Raw genomic sequence first — 15354 nt, 5'->3', positions numbered from 1 at the left:
CATGGTTGTTCTGCATCCCGGCGAAGTCTTCCTGATGGAGTGGAAGAAGGTCTATCGCGGCGAACCCGCCCGGCTACATGACGACGCCTGGCCGGTGATCGAGGAGAGCGCCCGGGCTGTGGAGCGCATCCTGGCCCAAGGCGAGCCGGTCTACGGGATCAATACCGGCTTTGGCAAACTGGCCAGTGTCCGCATCGGCGACGAGGACCTGGAACGGCTGCAACGCAACATCGTGCTCTCCCACGCCGCCGGCACGGGCGAGCCGTCGCCGGTTGCCGTGATCCGGCTGATGATGGCCCTGAAGCTGGCCAGCCTGGCCCAGGGCGCCTCGGGCGTGCGGGTCGAAACCGTGAAGCTGCTGGAAGCCATGCTGGTCCAGAACCTGACGCCGGCAGTCCCCTGCCAGGGCTCGGTCGGGGCCTCGGGCGACTTGGCCCCGCTAGCCCACATGGCCGCGACCATGATCGGCGTGGGCGAGATCTTCGTCGACGGCGTCCGCGTTCCCGCCGCCCAGGCCCTAGACGACGCCGGCCTGACGCCGCTGGTGCTGGGCCCCAAGGAGGGTCTGGCCCTGCTGAACGGCACCCAGTTCTCCAACGCCAACGCCCTGGCCGCCCTGTTCGAGGCCGAGCTGCTGTTCCAGTCGGCCCTGATCACCGGCGCCCTGTCGACCGAAGCCGCCAAGGGTTCGGACACGCCGTTCGACCCGCGCATCCACCTGCTGCGCCGCCATGTCGGCCAGATCGAAACCGCCGCCGCCCTGCGCAGCCTGATGGCCGGATCGGCCATCCGCGCCTCGCACCTGAAGGAGGACGAGCGGGTCCAGGATCCCTATTGCCTGCGCTGCCAGCCCCAGGTGATGGGCGCGGCGCTGGACGTGCTGAAACAGGCGGCGACCACCCTGGCCACCGAGGCCAACGGCGTGTCGGACAATCCGCTGATCTTCCCCAGCGACGTGGAGGGCGGCGACGAGGCGCTGTCGGGCGGCAATTTCCACGCCGAGCCCGTGGCCTTCGCGGCCGACATGATCGCCCTGGCCGTCTGCGAGATCGGCTCGATCGCCGAGCGTCGCATCGCCATGCTGGTCGACCCGGCCCTGTCGGGCCTGCCGGCCTTCCTGACGCCCAAGCCGGGCCTCAACTCCGGCTTCATGATCCCGCAGGTCACCGCCGCCGCCCTGGTGTCGGAGAACAAGCAGAAGGCCTATCCGGCCAGCGTCGACTCGATCCCGACCTCGGCCAACCAGGAAGATCACGTCTCGATGGCCGCCCACGGCGCCCGGCGCCTGCTGGCCATGGTCGAGAGCGCCACGGCGGTGATCGGCATCGAGCTGCTGGCGGCCGCCCAGGGCTGCGATTTCCATGCCCCGCTGAAGTCGAGCGAGGTGCTGGAGGCGGTACGGGGGCTGGTGCGCAAGCAGGTGCCGCATCTGGAAGACGACCGGCATTTCCACCCCGACATGGAGGCCGCCAACCTGCTGGTCCGCTCCGGCGCGGTGATCGCGGCGGCGAGCGACCTGCCGGGGGTGGTGTGATGTCCTGGCTCCAGATCACGCGCGGCGACGCCCCGCTGATCGTCAGCCTGCCGCACACCGGAACCGAGATCCCGCCGGAGATCGAGGCCCGCCTCGTCTCGCCCTGGCTGGCCCGCAAGGACGCTGACTGGTGGGTGGACCGGCTCTATGACTTCGCGACCGACCTCGGCGCCACCGTGATCCGCACGGCGATCTCGCGCACGGTGATCGACGTCAACCGCGACCCGTCCGGCGCCTCGCTCTATCCGGGCCAGACGACCACCGAGCTTTGCCCGAGCACGACCTTCGACGGCGAGCCGCTGTATCGCGATGGCCAGGCGCCGGACGACGCCGAGATCGCCCGCCGCCGCGCCGCCTATTTCGAGCCCTATCACGCGGCGCTGACCGACGAGATCGCCCGGCTGCGGCAAAGCCATGACCGCGTTGTGCTCTACGAGGCCCATTCGATCCGCTCGCTCGTTCCGCGCCTGTTCGACGGCCAGCTGCCGCAGTTCAACCTCGGCACCAACAGCGGCGGCAGCTGCGATCCCGCCCTGACGGCGGCGGTCGAGGCGGCCTGCGACGCCTCCGGCCTCAGCCGCGTCACCAACGGTCGCTTCAAGGGCGGCTGGACCACGCGCCACTACGGCCAGCCGTCGAAGGGCGTCCACGCCATCCAGATGGAGCTGGCCTGCCGAGGCTATATGGACGACCCGGCGCAGGCGCCGACGCCCGAAACCTGGCCCGCTCCCTATCGTCCCGACCAGGCCGCGCCGATGCGCGCGGCGTTGGGCGACGTCCTTTCCGCCTGCATCGCCTTTGCGAGACCCCCTGCATGACCCGCATCGACAACAGCCGCGTCATCCGCGCCGCCACCGGAACCGAGCTGTCCGCCAAGTCCTGGCTGACTGAGGCGCCTCTGCGGATGCTGATGAACAACCTGCATCCCGACGTCGCCGAGCGGCCCGAGGAGCTGGTGGTCTATGGCGGCATCGGCCGGGCGGCGCGGGACTGGGAGAGCTTTGACAGGATCGTCGAGACCCTGCGGCGGCTGGAGGACGACGAGACCCTGCTGGTCCAGTCCGGCAAGCCGGTCGGGGTGTTCAAGACCCACAGCGATGCGCCCCGGGTGCTGATCGCCAATTCGAACCTGGTGCCGCGCTGGGCGACCTGGGAGCATTTCAACGAGCTCGATCGCAAGGGCCTGGCCATGTACGGCCAGATGACCGCCGGCTCGTGGATCTATATCGGCGCCCAGGGCATCGTGCAGGGCACCTATGAGACCTTTGTCGAGATGGGCCGCCAGCACCATGGCGGCGACCTGTCGGGCAAGTGGCTGCTGACGGCCGGCCTGGGCGGCATGGGCGGGGCCCAGCCCCTGGCGGCGGTGATGGCCGGCGCCTCGTGCCTGGCCATCGAGTGCCAGCCTTCGCGGATCGAGATGCGGCTGCGCACCGGGTATCTGGACCGGTCGACCAACAGCCTCGACGAAGCCCTGGCCTGGATCGCCGACGCCAAGAGCCCGATCTCGGTCGGCCTGCTGGGCAACGCCGCCGAGCTGTTGCCGGAGATGTTCCAGCGCGACGTTCGGCCCGACCTGCTGACCGACCAGACCAGCGCCCACGACCCGATCAACGGCTATCTTCCGGCCGGCTGGACGCTCGAGCAGTGGGCGACCGCCAAGGAGCGCGACCCGGACGGCGTCAACCGCGCCGCCCGCGCCTCGATGGCCGTGCACGTCCAGGCCATGCTCGACTTCCAGGCCGCCGGGGTGCCGACCGTCGACTATGGCAACAACATCCGCCAGATGGCGCTGGAGGAAGGCGTGACCAACGCCTTCGATTTCCCCGGCTTCGTGCCGGCCTATATCCGCCCGCTGTTCTGCCGGGGCATCGGGCCGTTCCGCTGGGCGGCGCTGTCGGGCGATCCCGAAGACATCGCCCGCACCGACGCCAAGGTGAAGGAACTGATCCCCGACAATCGCCACCTGCACAACTGGCTCGACATGGCGGCCGAGAAGATCAAGTTCCAGGGCCTGCCCGCCCGGATCTGCTGGGTGGGCCTGGGGGACCGCCACCGGCTGGGCTTGGCCTTCAACGCGATGGTCGCCAGCGGCGAGCTCAAAGCGCCCGTCGTCATCGGCCGCGATCATCTGGACAGCGGCTCGGTCGCCTCGCCCAATCGCGAGACCGAGGCGATGCGTGATGGATCCGACGCGGTGTCGGACTGGCCGCTGCTCAACGCCCTGCTGAACACGGCCTCGGGCGCCACATGGGTGTCGCTGCACCATGGCGGCGGGGTGGGCATGGGCTTCTCGCAGCACGCCGGCATGGTCATCGTGGCCGACGGCACCGAGGCCGCCGCCAGGCGGCTGGCCCGGGTGCTGTGGAACGACCCTGCCAGCGGGGTCATGCGCCACGCCGATGCGGGGTATGAGATCGCGCTGGATTGCGCCCGGGAGAAGGGGTTGGATCTGCCGGGGATTCTTTAGGCAGATCCTCCCCCACTGGGGGAGGTGGCCCAGAGGGCCGGAGGGGGCTAGCGCGGCATAGGCCCAGAAGGCCCCCTCAGTCGCTCCGCGACAGCTCCCCCAGAGGGGGAGCATCTAATTCGCCAGCATCTTCGCCGCCTCCGCCGCGCTGAGCTTGTTCGCATCGCGGTCCACCGCGTAGTTGGCCGTCTGCATGCGCTTCACGTCGATGCTCCCCGCCAGCGGCGACAGCGCTCCGGTCAGCCGCCGGTCCCCCGCCCGCTTGGGCGAGATCAGGATCACCGCGTCATAGGGCGGCAGGGCCCCCTTGGGGTCGCCCAGCAGCACCAGGTCATCGGCCGCGATCCGCCCGTCGCTGGAAAAGGCCGAGATCACATCGGCCTCGCCCGAGGCCAGGGCGCGGTACATGAAGGTGGGCTGGAACTGGCGGCGGGCCTTGAAGCTCAGGCCATAGGCGGTCTCGACGCTCTTCCATTCGGGGCGGGAGAAGAACTCCAGGTCGCCGCCCATGGTCAGGCCTCCGCCCCGGGCGGCGAGGTCGGCCAGGGTCCTGATCCCCAGCCGCTCGGCGGTGTCGCGACGCATGGCCAGGGCGTAGGCGTTCTCGAAGCCCAGCGGGGCCAGCAGCACCACGCCGTCGCGGTCGTTCAGGCCGGTGCGCAACTGATCCAGCACCGCCTGCCGGCCGGGATTGTCCTTGCGGCCCAGCACATTGGCCCAGAGGGTGCCGGAATAGTCGACATAGGCGTCGATCTCGCCGGCCGCCAGGGCACGATAGGCCACCGCCGAACCGAGATTGATCTTGCGCTCGACCCGCCCGCCGCGCGCCTCGACCCGCATCGCCATCAGCTCGGCCAGCACATATTGCTCGGAGAAGTTCTTGGCCCCGATCACGTAGCTGGGCTGGCCCCGGCTCAACGCCACGCCGGCCAGGGGCGCCAGCGCTGCGGCGAGGCCGAGGGCCAGGCCGGCCACGCCGGCGATCCAGCGACCACGCACCCGACGGCCGACGCCACTCTCGATCAGGCCCAGCAGCTGGTCGACCACCATGGCCAGCACGGCGGAGGCCGCGCAGCCGACCAGCACCGCCACCCAGTCCTCGGTCTGCAGCCCCGAGAAGATGTAGTCGCCCAGCGAGGTCTGGCCGACCGGGGTCGAGAGGGTGGCCGCGCCGATGGTCCATACCGCCGCCGTCCGCACCCCGGCCATGATCACCGGCAGGGCCAGGGGCAGCTCCACGCGCCACAGCCTCTGGCGGTCGGTCATGCCGACGCCGCGCGCCGCCTCGACCACGGCCGGGTCGACGCCGGTCAGGCCCGCCGCCGTGTTCCGCAGGATCGGCAGCATCGAATACAGGGTCAGGGCCAGCAGCGACGGCAGGAAGCCCAGGGCCGAAAAGCCATGGCCGGTCAGCTTCAGCGACAGGCCCGAAAGCAGCAGCAGCAGCGGGAAGAACAGGGCCAGCAGGGCCAGGCTGGGAATGGTCTGGATCAGACCGGCGCCCGCCAGCGCGATCCAGCGCAGGCGGGGATTGCGGGCGGCCAGCACCCCCAGCGGCAGGGCGATCAGCAGACCCAGGCCCAGCGCCGCCGCCGACAGGGCCACGTGCCAGCCCAGCCGCTCGGGCAGCAGGGCCAGGGCCTGATGCAGGCGATCATCCATGAGCGAGCCTCGCCAGTTTCTCGGCCTGACGGCGCGGGGCGTCGATCAGGGCGGCGACGCGGGGATCGGCATGACCGCCCGACAGCAGGGCGGCGGGCGTGTCGTCGGCGATGATCTCGCCCCCTCGCTCTCCGGCCGCCATGATCACGATCCGGTCGGCGGTCAGCAAGGCCTCGCCGACATCGTGGGTGACCATCACCGTGGTCAGGTTCAGCGCGTCATGCAGCCGCCGGACGTCTTGCGCCAACGCCACGCGGGTCACCGGATCCAGCGCGCCGAACGGCTCATCCATCAGCAGGATCGACGGCTCGGCGGCCAGCGCCCGGGCCACGCCGACCCGCTGGCGCTGTCCGCCGGACAGTTCGGCCGGCAGACGCGCGGCGACCTCACGGGGTAGGGCGATCAGGTCCAGCAGGGTGTCGACCCGCTCCGCGATCGTCTCGGCCGGCCAGTCCAGCAGGCTGGGGGTGATCCCGATGTTCTGGGCCACGGTCATGTGGGGAAACAGGCCCACCTCCTGGAAGACATAGCCGATGCGGCGGCGCAGGGCCGGGCCGGGCTGGCTCGCCACATCCTCGCCGTCGATCAGCACGCGCCCGGTGGTTGGAACGATCAGGGCGTTGATGGTCTTGAGCAGGGTGGTCTTGCCCGCCCCCGATCCGCCGACCAGGGCCACGAACTGGCCGCGGGCGATCGACAGGCTGGCGCCGGTCAGCACCGGCGCGCCGTCATAGGTCTTGCCGATGCCGTCGAGGACGATGGCGCCAGGAAGGGGGTGTGGAGCGGTCATGCAGTCTCCGGGGGCGCGCGCCCTACCCTGGCCCGGATCGCGGCCGACTCAAAGCGCGGGTGCGACAAGGCGGCGCGCGGCGAATGTCGCAGTGGTGCGGAACCGACTCAATCCCGATCCTGTTGATGGTTAATCGGAGATCACAGATGGCCTCGTCCCTGCAGTCCGCCCCCTTCGACGCGCGCCGCGCCAAGCGCCGCGCCAGCCAGTGGCCGCTGGGCCTGTCGGTGCTGGTGATGACCGTGGCCAATGCGGCCCTGTGGTACGCGATCTACGCCCTGACCCACGGCGTCTTCGCCCTGGATCCGCAGTTCTTCGCGGGGCTTTGACGCGCACGGCTTCGCGGCCTCGCGCTTTCGCTGCGATGGGGGTGGGAAGGGTCGCGGAGCGTCCGGGCCTCGCCCGGATGATTGTGTTGCTAAGTACCGTTTCGACGAAGACAGACGCTCCGCGCAGTCGTTATTCGGGAGCGTCGCCGGGCTGGCGGGGTCTTAACCCGCTCCGGTAGCTAAGCCCTCGACGGGCGGAGGGGCGGCTAACCCCGTCCGGAACGCATGGGCGATTTCAGCCCATGCCAGTTGCGCCTTCCGACCCGAGCCGCTGGTTTTTCGTCCCGATCTTTCAGGGAACCCGTCCAGTCAGACGCTCGAGGTTGTCATTCAAGACTACGGCGGGCGCTCCCCGCTCGACCACCCCTGACAGCCGCAACGGTCGCCGTACGTGCGCCCTTCCCGTGCCGTCAGGTGAGAATGATTATGCGGGCGGATTCGATGCGTCTGATTGGCGCGATCAAGTTTTTTACAAGCGGTTGATTGGGCTGGAGTTTGCTCCGGAAAGAATGGGGATAGACTGCGCGCTATCCCCATTCCCCAACCCTCTCCCATAGGGAGAGGAGGGACCCGCGCCGCAGGCGTGGGAGGTGAGGGGTTACGGCGTCAGACGGCGTGCCGGCACTCCGGCTATCAGCGTAACCCCTCAACCTCCCACCGCTACGCGGCGGGCCCCTCCTTCGCGCGAAGGGAGCCATCCTTAAATCTCACGGCGAGACGATCGCTGGTCTGGAAAGGTCACTCAAGGACGACGCTCCGCGTCGCCGCGACGCGGCCGCCGGAGGCGGTCCTTGACTGACCTTTCCAGACCAGCACGCTGCAGCCTCCAAGAGATTTAAGGATGAGCGGGACGCGGGGCGTCCGCTTTTGGCAACATGAAGCCGGGGCCGCTTTCGACCCCAAGCGGACTTCCGGATGCCCCGAGCTCAAACTTAAGTTTGACCTTAGACGAGCCAGCCGCGAACTTAGTGAAATGGCGATTGATAAGGTTGCAGGTAAACTCTGCGCGTCAGGCTTCTGGCTCTACGATGGCGTCGTACGTCACGACATTCGCATTGTGGCGAGCAACTATGACCGCCGATACGAGAACGCTCTGGAGCTCTGGAACGAGTATGGCGGCAGCGGCGACATCTACGACAAGCCGCCTGAAGGCCCCGAGCCCGTTGGCGCGTCAGGTTGGCTATTCGAGGTAGAGCCTTACAGCTCCAAAGCGTTCCCCAGCCTTGAAGAGGCAAAGGCATGGATCGATGCTCAGCCTTGGGGGCCTGTCACGTGGGAGACTTAGGGCCGCTTCCTACCCATTTCTGAAGCTAAAAAACGTCCTCTAACGGACGCCCAACGCCAATGCCCGCTAGATCGGCATCCGCATGATTTCCTGATACGCCGAGATCACCTGGTCGCGCACGGCCATCACCGTCTCAAGGCTGGCCTCCGCCGACGAGATCGCGGTGACCACGTCGATCAGTTCAGCCTTGCCGGCCACCTGCTGGGCGACCTTGATTTCGGCGGCCTTGGAGGTCTGGGTGACGTCGTTCATGGCCGACTTCAGGAGGTCGCCGAAGTCCATGCCCTTGGCGGCGGGGGCGCCGCCGATCGAGCCGACAGACATGGCGCCTTGCGAAGCATAGGCCTTGGCGGCGGCGAGCGCGGTGATCATCGGTCAGCCCCTATTTGCGCAGCATGTCGAGGGTGCGCGACTGCATGGCGCGCGCCGTCTCGATGACATTGAGATTGGCTTCGTAGGCGCGCTGCGCCTCTTTCATGTCGAGCGCCTCGACCAGCGAATTGACGTTGGGCAGCTTGACATAGCCCTTGTCGTCGGCGGCCGGATTGCCCGGATCATATTCGGTCTTGAAGTCGCTCTGGTCGGCTTCGACGCGCAGCATCTGGACGCCCTCGGCGCCCTCGATCTTGGTCGGCTTGAACACCGGCACCTGGCGGCGGTAGGGGTCGCCGCCGGGGGTGCGGGCGGTGGAATTGGCGTTGGCGATGTTCTCGGCGATGACCCGCATGCGGCCTTGCTGGGCGCGCAGGGCCGAGCTGGCCACGGCCATGGTCGACAGCGAGTTGGACTTGATCTCGGGCATCTAATCCTCCCTCACCCGTTAACCTTGCGCGCGGCCATCCGCAGCATGGTCATGGACTTCTGGTAGAAGCCGACGGCGGCGTCATAGTTCATGCGCGCATCGGACATCTTGAGCATCTGGTCCTCGAGGTTCACGGCGTTGCCGTCGAGGGTGGTCTCGGTGTCAGCGCCGGCCGTGGCGCGCCACGCGCTCGGCGCGTTGGACGGCGCCATGTGCGAGGCCGAGGTGGCCATCATCGAAACGCCGTTGGTCGGGACGACCCTGCCGCCGCGATAGGGCGCCTGGCCCGAGCCCTGGTTCATCAGCGAGGCCTGGAAGCTGTAGGCCTTCAGGTCGCGCGGCTGATAGCCGGGCGTGCTGGCGTTGGCCACGTTCTGGGCGATGACCTTCTGCCGCTCGGACAGATAGCCGAGCCGGCTCTTGAGCATGCCAAAAAGGGGAATGTCGTCGGGACCCATGGCGATCATGGTGAAGAAACAGGGTTAATCGGCCATTAAGGAGCCTCAGGCACTTTCAGTGCGTGACAGCCGAAAGTGGCTGCCGGTTTCGGCGCCCGTCACGCACTAAACTATTAAACTGGAAGATTTTTCTTCGAAAATCTTCTGGACATGGTCGGGTGTTTCGCCTGCGCCATCTTGTCTCGCAGAGTTGGTCGATCCGGGCGTCATGAACATTCTGGAACTCATCCGCGCCATCGCCGCCCTGGCCGTCACCCTGGGCCTGATCGGCCTGGCCGCCTATGCCCTGCGCCGCTTTGGGCCCGACGCCCTGACGCGCATGGTTCACGCCCGGCAGGTGCGCCGGCTGCGGGTGGTCGAGAGCCTGGTCCTGGACCCCACACGACGCCTGGTGATCTTCAGCCTGGACGGCGAGGAGCGCCTGATGCTGCTGGGCGAGGGCAAGATGCTGGACTGGGGGCCCAAACCCGCCGCCGCCCTTCCCTCCCCCGCCGTTCCCGCTCCGGAGCCCGTGGTCTGATGCGCAGCCTGATCAAATCCATCACCGGCGCCAATTCGCAGGACCTGCGCCGCGCCGCCATCATCTCGGTGCTGGTCGCCTTCGGCACGGCCGTGCTGCCGGCCGCCGCCTTCGCCTCGTCGGCGATCAATGTGAACCTGGGCACCGGCGCGGGACTGTCCGAGCGCGTCGTCCAGATGGTCGGCCTGCTGACGGTGCTGTCACTGGCCCCGTCGATCGTGATCATGACCACCTCGTTCGTGCGGATTGTCGTGGTGCTGGGCCTTTTGCGCACCGCCATCGGCGTGCAGCAGAGCCCGCCCAATCCGGTGATCATCAGCCTGGCCCTGTTCCTGACCGCCATCGTCATGGGCCCGACCTTCGAGCGGTCCTACGATCTGGGCATCAAGCCGCTGCTGGACAAGCAGATGGAGCTGCCCGAGGCGTTCGAGGCGGCCGGCGGGCCGGTCAAGGAGTTCATGCTCAAGCAGGTGGATCGCGAGGACCTGGCCCTGTTCGTGCGCCTGTCGAAGATCCCCACGCCCAAGACCGCCGCCGACACCCCGCTGAACGTGGTGACGCCGGCCTTCATGATTTCCGAACTGAAGCGCGCCTTCACGATCGGCTTTCTGCTGTTCATCCCCTTCCTGGTCATCGACCTGGTGGTCGCCAGCGTGCTGATGAGCATGGGCATGATGATGCTGCCACCGGCCACAATCAGTCTGCCGTTCAAACTGATCTTCTTCGTCCTGGTGGACGGCTGGCGACTCGTTGCAGGCAGTCTTGTTGAGAGTTTCCAGCGCGGCGCTGGGGGTTAAGGGTCAGGCTATGAGCGTCTTTGTTCTGGGTTCCATCAATCTGGACGCCGTCGCGCGGGTTGATGACCTGCCGCGTCCGGGCGAGACGGTGGCGGGCCTGTCGCTGGAGCTGTTTCCCGGCGGCAAGGGCGCCAACCAGGCCGTGGCCGCCGCACGCATGAGCGCCCCGACCCGGCTGATGGGCGCGGTGGGCAAGGAAGACGCCGGCCCCGGGCTGAAGACCAAGCTGTCGGAATATGGCGTGCAGGTCGGCGATGTCCTTGAGCTGCCGAGTGTCCCGACGGGTCAGGCCCATGTCTGGGTGGCGACCAGCGGCGAGAACATGATCGTGGTGACCAGCGGCGCCAACGCCGCCATCACCCCGCAGCACGTGGCCGCCACGTCGCTGGACGGCCAGCGGATCCTGCTCAGCCAGCTGGAATCCCCGGCCCAGGCGATCGAGACCCTGTTCCGGGCCGGCGCCGCCAAGGGCGCCCTGCGGATGCTGAACGCCGCCCCCGCCCTGCCCCAGGGCGCGGCGCTGTTTCCGCTGACCGACATCCTGATCCTCAACCAGACCGAACTGGCCACCTACGCCAAGCTCGACCAGGAGCCCGTTCGGCTGGAAGAGGTGTCGCGCGCGTCGCGCAAGCTGATGAGCCGTCCCGACCAGGTGGTGATCGTCACCCTGGGCGCGGCGGGCGTGGCCTGCATCCGCCGCGACGAGGCCTTCCTGATCGAGGGCCGCAAGGTCAAGGCCGTCGACACCACCGGGGCCGGCGACTGCTTCTGCGGCGCCCTGGCGGCCTGCCTGTCGATCAATATGGACCTGCGCGAAGCCGTCGAAATGGCCAACGCCGCCGCCGCCCTGTCGGTGCAGAAATCCGGCGCCGCGCCGTCCATGCCCAGCAAGCGCGAGGTCGAGGCGTTCCTGGAGGGGTGAACTCATCATGTCGACTTCCCCGCCAACCGCGCTTCACGACCTCAAATGCGTCGGAGATTGCGTATCGACGGCGGCGCTGGACTCGGTCTGGGTCTATCCAGTCCTCGGCCTGTTGATCGCCGTGATTTGGCTGGTCGGTCGAATTGTCTGGCGGCGGTCAAAGGCCGTCAAAACGCGCGACTAAGCCGCGCGAATCCCGCTGAAGCCGTGATCCGAGGCCGAGCCGATCACCGCGTCGTAGCCGAGGATCATGTCGACGTCCTTGCCGTTGCTGGCCAGGGGCAGGCGTAGCCACAGGATCGACATGTGCGGCGCGCCGCGCCAGGCCATGCTGTGGACGCCGACGCCCGGACGGCGGCCATCGACCACCTTATCCAGCTCCTTGCGCCAGTAGTCGCCGGCGGCGGTATTGTAAACTTCCGACAGACCCTTGCCGGTGATCTCGCGGCCATAGACGCCGTACAGGCCCGTGCCGGCCAGACGCAGGCGATAGTCGCGCGGCTCGTTGATCACGTCGATCAGGCTGACGGTGGGCAGCATGCGCTTGATGCCGAGCGGATTCAGGTCCGCACGCGCCGGGAGGGCCGCCCCCCGTCGGAGTGACGCCCAGTAGGCGAACATCTCCTGGTGAGCGCGGGCCGCAGAGGCCGATGCGCTCAACTGCGCGTTCATCTTCAGATTCCTTAACAAGCCGTTGGAATCACGACGATTCACTATCGCTTAAGGACCGAATCGCGGGCAAGCGAAAACAGCGTCGCCAGCCAAGATTTCGGTAAAGAGTCAATCCGCAAGCGAAACGCCCGCCCTCCGGTTCGGAGCGCGGGCGTCGAGGATTTCCAGCCGCCATGGCGGCAAGCGCTTGATCCGACTCGGCTATTTTCCGCCGCGCGGCGGTTTGCGACCGCCCTGGCCCAGGCCCATGGACTTGGCGAGCTCCGACCGCGCCTTGGCGTAGTTGGGGGCGACCATCGGGTAGTCCTTGGGCAGGTTCCACTTGGCCCGGTACTCTTCGGGGCTCATGTCGTACTTGGTGCGCAGGTGGCGCTTGAGCGACTTGAACTTGCGACCATCCTCCAGGCACACGAGGTGGTCGGCCGCGATCGAGCGCTTGACCGGAACTGCGGGTTCCCTGGGCGCGGCGGGCGCGGCCTCGACGGGACCACCGATCGCCGACAGGGCGCTGTGAACCTGCCGGATCAGCGCCGGCACATCGGTCGCCGTCACGGTGTTGTTGCCGACATAGGCCGAGACAATGCCCGCCGTCATGTCGAGGAGGTCCGAATGGTCGTCCATCTGATCTAGCCCGTCGCGATTTTGCTTGTTCTTTGCTGATTCCGAAAATCAGTCATCGCGTGGATACAGACAATATCCGCAGGCGGCAATATCCAGAAATCGACAATACACGTCAATTCATCTGGCGAGACGGCGCGCTGGGTTGAGTTCAACATCACCCGGCAACAATTGGACGAATGCGTTCAATGATATTTGAGTTAACGACCAAAGTCGCGTGATAGCGCTAGCATGGCCGCGCGCTGGGGCACCGAATATTCGTCCACAGCCGCCTCGTCGCCCTCGCGGATCGCCTTCAGCAGGGCCGGGGTCAGGGCCGAGGACAGCGACCAGTTCCAGTAGCGCAGCACGGTCTGGGCGCGATCGACGGCGATCATATCGAACACCGCCATCACCCGCTCCAGCGCCGGAACCATGGCGCCGGTCGAGTCGACCTCGGGACGCCGCAGACCCCGCCACAGGGCCTTGATCGCCGTGCGCGGCAGGCCGGTGGCCTTGCACAGGATCGCAAGCGGCTCGCCGCCCGGATCGGTGAAGATCTTGGCGCCGGTCATCGGCTTGAGGCCCGACAGGTAGGAGATCTCTTCGGCCACGTCGCGCGTCATGCCGTTCTGAGCGGCGGCGATGGCGTCGTCGAGGCTGTCGAACGGGCTCTTGGCGATGGCGGCGCGGTTGCGCTGGCGACGCTCGATGAACTGCAGGGCCTTGCGCGACATCGGGTCCTGCCAGCCCTCCTCGGAGGCCACGGCGAACAGGTCGCCCACCGCGTCCTGCAGGATCTCCCGCGAGACGGCGAAGCGTTGCAGGATCAGCTTGCGGGCGTCGGCGTCCGCCCACCAGAACATCACATAGGCATGGCTGGGGCGAAGCTCGGCCCGGCGCAGCAGCAGCGGTATCAGGCGCGGATTGTCGCGTGACATGGCCACCACGGTCTCGATCGTGTGATGGCTGAACTTCACCAGTTCATTGCGCAGCAGAACCTCAACGACCGGCGCCTCGCCGGCCTCGACCAGGGCTTCGGCGACCATCTCGCCCACGCCGCGGCGCTGGGCGATCATCCGCCGGTGCTCGGTGGTGGCGTTGCGGGCGCAGTCGATCAGGTCGGCGTCACCCAGGCTTGGCGAGTTTTCCAGCAGCGCGCGCGCCACCGAAATCTCGTCGCGCAGGATCAGGCGGATCAGCGTGCCGGGCATCTCGACCAGATTGGCCAGGCGACGGGCGACTTTCTCGCGCTCCTCGGTGACTGCGTCGCGCAGCATCTCGACCAGCAGGTCAGCGGTCATGGCCCGTTCAAAGGCGTTGACCCGGCTGGCGGGCAGGCAAACCACGTCGGCCAGGCGCTTGAGCAGGGCCGCGCGCGAACGCGCCGGCGGCTTTTGAGCCTCGGCTTGCGGAAACGGGGCGATCGGCGCGGGTTCGCTCATGGTGATCCTGACGGTCAAATCAGCCGTCATCCCGAACTGATCAGAACCTCATTAACGTCCGATGAGCGGGTCGGTTCGGCGTGCGCGACACGATGACGCCGAACCGCGACCAAACTGCGTCAGCTAAACGGGTGCTCGCCCCATTGGGGCCAGATATCGGGCAGATCGGTCGAGACCTTGTCGGGATAGACCGGCGTGCGCTTCTCCAGGAACGAGGTGACCCCTTCCTTGGCGTCGGCGGCGGCGCCGCGCGCCTGGATGGCCCGGCTGTCGGCCTTGTGGGCCTCCATCGGGTGATCGGCGCCGGCCATGCGCCACAGCAGCTGGCGGGTCAGGGCGATAGAGACCGGGGCTGAATTGTCAGCGATCTCGCGGGCCAGGGCCCGGGCGGCGGGCAGCAGGTCTTCGGGCGCGTGCAGCGAGCGGACCAGCCCGCGATCCAGCGCTTCCTGCGCGCCGAACACCCGGCCGGTATAGCACCATTCCAGCGCCGTCTGCATGCCGACCAGGCGCGGCAGGAACCAGGACGAGGCCGCTTCCGGATTGATGCCGCGCCGCGCGAACACGAAGCCGAACTTGGCGTCGGTCGAGGCCAGGCGGATGTCCATCGGCAGCTGCATGGTCACGCCCACGCCTACCGCCGCGCCGTTCACGGCGGCGATGATGGGTTTCAGACTCTCATACATGCGCAGGGTGCAGCGGCCGCCGCCGTCGCGATAGATATCGCCGACCTTGCCTTCTTCGCGCTCCAGCGCCTGGGGCGAGGTGCGATCGAAGGTCGCCCCGCCGCCGCCCAGATCGGCCCCGGCGCAGAAGGCCCGGCCCGCGCCGGTGACGATCACCACCTTCACGTCGTCATCGGCGTCGGTGACGTCGAACACCTCGATCAGGTCCTTCATCATCCGGGCCGTGAAGGCGTTCATCCGCTCGGGCCGGTTCAGGGTGATCGTCGCGATCCCGTCCTCGACGTCATAGAGCAGGGTCTCGAAGGTGGGGGATGGCATGGGTGTTCCTCCTGATTTTAGGCCAGTCAAACATGCGTATGAAATTGGGGCAACGTTCCTTCTCCCC

At 67.6% G+C, this 15354-nt stretch carries 18 protein-coding genes; 9 read left to right on the top strand and 9 right to left on the bottom strand.

Features of this window, described 5'->3' with window-relative positions; genetic code table 11:
* Nucleotide 1 precedes the first annotated feature (1 nt).
* The 3 genes from hutH to hutU are packed head-to-tail and all read left to right on the top strand — an operon-like array spanning nucleotide 2 to nucleotide 4004.
* Nucleotides 2–1534 (top strand): histidine ammonia-lyase, encoded by a 1533-nt coding sequence (hutH, locus tag ACW176_RS10665; RefSeq protein WP_492111911.1) that lies wholly within the window; start codon nucleotides 2–4, stop codon nucleotides 1532–1534.
* On the top strand, nucleotides 1531–2352 hold the full coding sequence (hutG, locus tag ACW176_RS10660; RefSeq protein WP_492109099.1) for an N-formylglutamate deformylase: 822 nt from the start codon (nucleotides 1531–1533) through the stop codon (nucleotides 2350–2352). Before hutH ends, hutG begins: the two co-directional genes overlap by 4 nt.
* Nucleotides 2349–4004, top strand: coding sequence for a urocanate hydratase (gene hutU, locus ACW176_RS10655; protein WP_492109098.1), 1656 nt, complete (start codon nucleotides 2349–2351; stop codon nucleotides 4002–4004). The genes hutG and hutU overlap by 4 nt, the downstream gene beginning before the upstream one ends.
* A 114-nt stretch (nucleotides 4005–4118) precedes the next feature.
* Here hutU and ACW176_RS10650 read toward each other — a convergent pair whose 3' ends face one another.
* Together ACW176_RS10650 and ACW176_RS10645 are read right to left on the bottom strand one after the other, a co-directional pair.
* A complete protein-coding gene (locus ACW176_RS10650; RefSeq protein WP_492109097.1) occupies nucleotides 4119–5666 on the bottom strand; it encodes an ABC transporter permease/substrate-binding protein in 1548 nt (515 codons plus the stop codon).
* Nucleotides 5659–6456, bottom strand: a complete 798-nt coding sequence (locus ACW176_RS10645) for an ATP-binding cassette domain-containing protein (protein WP_492109096.1) — start codon at nucleotides 6454–6456, stop codon at nucleotides 5659–5661. Before ACW176_RS10645 ends, ACW176_RS10650 begins: the two co-directional genes overlap by 8 nt.
* Before the next feature lie 146 nt (nucleotides 6457–6602).
* Between ACW176_RS10645 and ACW176_RS10640 the strand changes: the two genes are divergently transcribed.
* From ACW176_RS10640 to ACW176_RS10630, 3 genes are all read left to right on the top strand, one after another.
* The gene (locus ACW176_RS10640) at nucleotides 6603–6785 is read left to right on the top strand and encodes a hypothetical protein (RefSeq protein ID WP_492109095.1); all 183 of its coding nucleotides are present in this window, start codon (nucleotides 6603–6605) and stop codon (nucleotides 6783–6785) included.
* 590 nt (nucleotides 6786–7375) lie between these two features.
* Entirely contained in the window at nucleotides 7376–7489 is a 114-nt protein-coding gene (locus ACW176_RS10635; protein ID WP_492109094.1) for a hypothetical protein, read from the top strand.
* Nucleotides 7490–7626: 137 nt separating this feature from the next.
* Nucleotides 7627–8070 (top strand): hypothetical protein, encoded by a 444-nt coding sequence (locus tag ACW176_RS10630; protein ID WP_492109093.1) that lies wholly within the window; start codon nucleotides 7627–7629, stop codon nucleotides 8068–8070.
* Nucleotides 8071–8136: 66 nt separating this feature from the next.
* Here ACW176_RS10630 and fliE read toward each other — a convergent pair whose 3' ends face one another.
* The 3 genes from fliE to flgB are packed head-to-tail and all read right to left on the bottom strand — an operon-like array spanning nucleotide 8137 to nucleotide 9330.
* Nucleotides 8137–8442, bottom strand: a complete 306-nt coding sequence (gene fliE / locus ACW176_RS10625; RefSeq protein WP_419320403.1) for a flagellar hook-basal body complex protein FliE — start codon at nucleotides 8440–8442, stop codon at nucleotides 8137–8139.
* Nucleotides 8443–8452: 10 nt separating this feature from the next.
* Nucleotides 8453–8872: a flagellar basal body rod protein FlgC gene (flgC, locus tag ACW176_RS10620; RefSeq protein ID WP_419320402.1), complete on the bottom strand. Its 420-nt coding sequence runs from the start codon at nucleotides 8870–8872 to the stop codon at nucleotides 8453–8455.
* 11 nt (nucleotides 8873–8883) lie between these two features.
* Complete coding sequence (gene flgB, locus ACW176_RS10615) at nucleotides 8884–9330, bottom strand: flagellar basal body rod protein FlgB (protein ID WP_492111910.1); 447 nt, start codon at nucleotides 9328–9330, stop codon at nucleotides 8884–8886.
* A gap of 208 nt (nucleotides 9331–9538) precedes the next feature.
* Here flgB and ACW176_RS10610 point away from each other — a divergent pair, with 208 nt between their 5' ends.
* From ACW176_RS10610 to ACW176_RS10600, 3 genes are read left to right on the top strand one after another with little or no spacing between them, the layout of a single operon-like run.
* A complete protein-coding gene (locus ACW176_RS10610; protein ID WP_492111909.1) occupies nucleotides 9539–9850 on the top strand; it encodes a hypothetical protein in 312 nt (103 codons plus the stop codon).
* Nucleotides 9847–10647: a flagellar type III secretion system pore protein FliP gene (fliP, locus tag ACW176_RS10605; RefSeq protein ID WP_419321414.1), complete on the top strand. Its 801-nt coding sequence runs from the start codon at nucleotides 9847–9849 to the stop codon at nucleotides 10645–10647. The genes ACW176_RS10610 and fliP overlap by 4 nt, the downstream gene beginning before the upstream one ends.
* A 10-nt stretch (nucleotides 10648–10657) precedes the next feature.
* Entirely contained in the window at nucleotides 10658–11569 is a 912-nt protein-coding gene (locus ACW176_RS10600) for a ribokinase (protein ID WP_492109092.1), read from the top strand.
* Nucleotides 11570–11749: 180 nt separating this feature from the next.
* On the opposite strand, the gene mopJ is transcribed toward ACW176_RS10600, so the two are convergent.
* The 4 genes from mopJ to ACW176_RS10580 form a co-directional block, all read right to left on the bottom strand.
* Nucleotides 11750–12247 (bottom strand): motility/cell cycle regulatory protein MopJ, encoded by a 498-nt coding sequence (gene mopJ / locus ACW176_RS10595; RefSeq protein ID WP_419321413.1) that lies wholly within the window; start codon nucleotides 12245–12247, stop codon nucleotides 11750–11752.
* 195 nt (nucleotides 12248–12442) lie between these two features.
* The gene (locus tag ACW176_RS10590) at nucleotides 12443–12862 is read right to left on the bottom strand and encodes a Ros/MucR family transcriptional regulator (protein ID WP_492109091.1); all 420 of its coding nucleotides are present in this window, start codon (nucleotides 12860–12862) and stop codon (nucleotides 12443–12445) included.
* Between the two features lie 197 nt (nucleotides 12863–13059).
* On the bottom strand, nucleotides 13060–14283 hold the full coding sequence (locus ACW176_RS10585) for a DUF2336 domain-containing protein (protein ID WP_492109090.1): 1224 nt from the start codon (nucleotides 14281–14283) through the stop codon (nucleotides 13060–13062).
* A 119-nt stretch (nucleotides 14284–14402) separates the two neighbouring features.
* The gene (locus ACW176_RS10580) at nucleotides 14403–15287 is read right to left on the bottom strand and encodes a crotonase/enoyl-CoA hydratase family protein (protein ID WP_419320393.1); all 885 of its coding nucleotides are present in this window, start codon (nucleotides 15285–15287) and stop codon (nucleotides 14403–14405) included.
* Between the last annotated feature and the right edge of the window lie 67 nt (nucleotides 15288–15354).

Source organism: Caulobacter sp. FV1ye13L (assembly GCF_058681155.1).
Note: the sequence above shows the minus strand (reverse complement) of the source record. Positions and strands in the feature narration are given on the sequence as shown.

What these genes read in the sequence shown, in the direction of transcription:
- hutH (WP_492111911.1), top strand. Translation starts at nt 2, where the DNA reads ATGGTTGTTCTGCATCCCGGCGAAGTCTTCCTGATGGAGTGGAAGAAG.
- hutU (WP_492109098.1), top strand. Translation starts at nt 2,349, where the DNA reads ATGACCCGCATCGACAACAGCCGCGTCATCCGCGCCGCCACCGGAACC.
- ACW176_RS10650 (WP_492109097.1), bottom strand. Translation starts at nt 5,666, where the DNA reads ATGGATGATCGCCTGCATCAGGCCCTGGCCCTGCTGCCCGAGCGGCTG.
- ACW176_RS10645 (WP_492109096.1), bottom strand. Translation starts at nt 6,456, where the DNA reads ATGACCGCTCCACACCCCCTTCCTGGCGCCATCGTCCTCGACGGCATC.
- ACW176_RS10640 (WP_492109095.1), top strand. Translation starts at nt 6,603, where the DNA reads ATGGCCTCGTCCCTGCAGTCCGCCCCCTTCGACGCGCGCCGCGCCAAG.
- ACW176_RS10630 (WP_492109093.1), top strand. Translation starts at nt 7,627, where the DNA reads ATGAGCGGGACGCGGGGCGTCCGCTTTTGGCAACATGAAGCCGGGGCC.
- fliE (WP_419320403.1), bottom strand. Translation starts at nt 8,442, where the DNA reads ATGATCACCGCGCTCGCCGCCGCCAAGGCCTATGCTTCGCAAGGCGCC.
- flgC (WP_419320402.1), bottom strand. Translation starts at nt 8,872, where the DNA reads ATGCCCGAGATCAAGTCCAACTCGCTGTCGACCATGGCCGTGGCCAGC.
- flgB (WP_492111910.1), bottom strand. Translation starts at nt 9,330, where the DNA reads ATGGGTCCCGACGACATTCCCCTTTTTGGCATGCTCAAGAGCCGGCTC.
- ACW176_RS10610 (WP_492111909.1), top strand. Translation starts at nt 9,539, where the DNA reads ATGAACATTCTGGAACTCATCCGCGCCATCGCCGCCCTGGCCGTCACC.
- ACW176_RS10600 (WP_492109092.1), top strand. Translation starts at nt 10,658, where the DNA reads ATGAGCGTCTTTGTTCTGGGTTCCATCAATCTGGACGCCGTCGCGCGG.
- ACW176_RS10590 (WP_492109091.1), bottom strand. Translation starts at nt 12,862, where the DNA reads ATGGACGACCATTCGGACCTCCTCGACATGACGGCGGGCATTGTCTCG.
- ACW176_RS10585 (WP_492109090.1), bottom strand. Translation starts at nt 14,283, where the DNA reads ATGAGCGAACCCGCGCCGATCGCCCCGTTTCCGCAAGCCGAGGCTCAA.
- ACW176_RS10580 (WP_419320393.1), bottom strand. Translation starts at nt 15,287, where the DNA reads ATGCCATCCCCCACCTTCGAGACCCTGCTCTATGACGTCGAGGACGGG.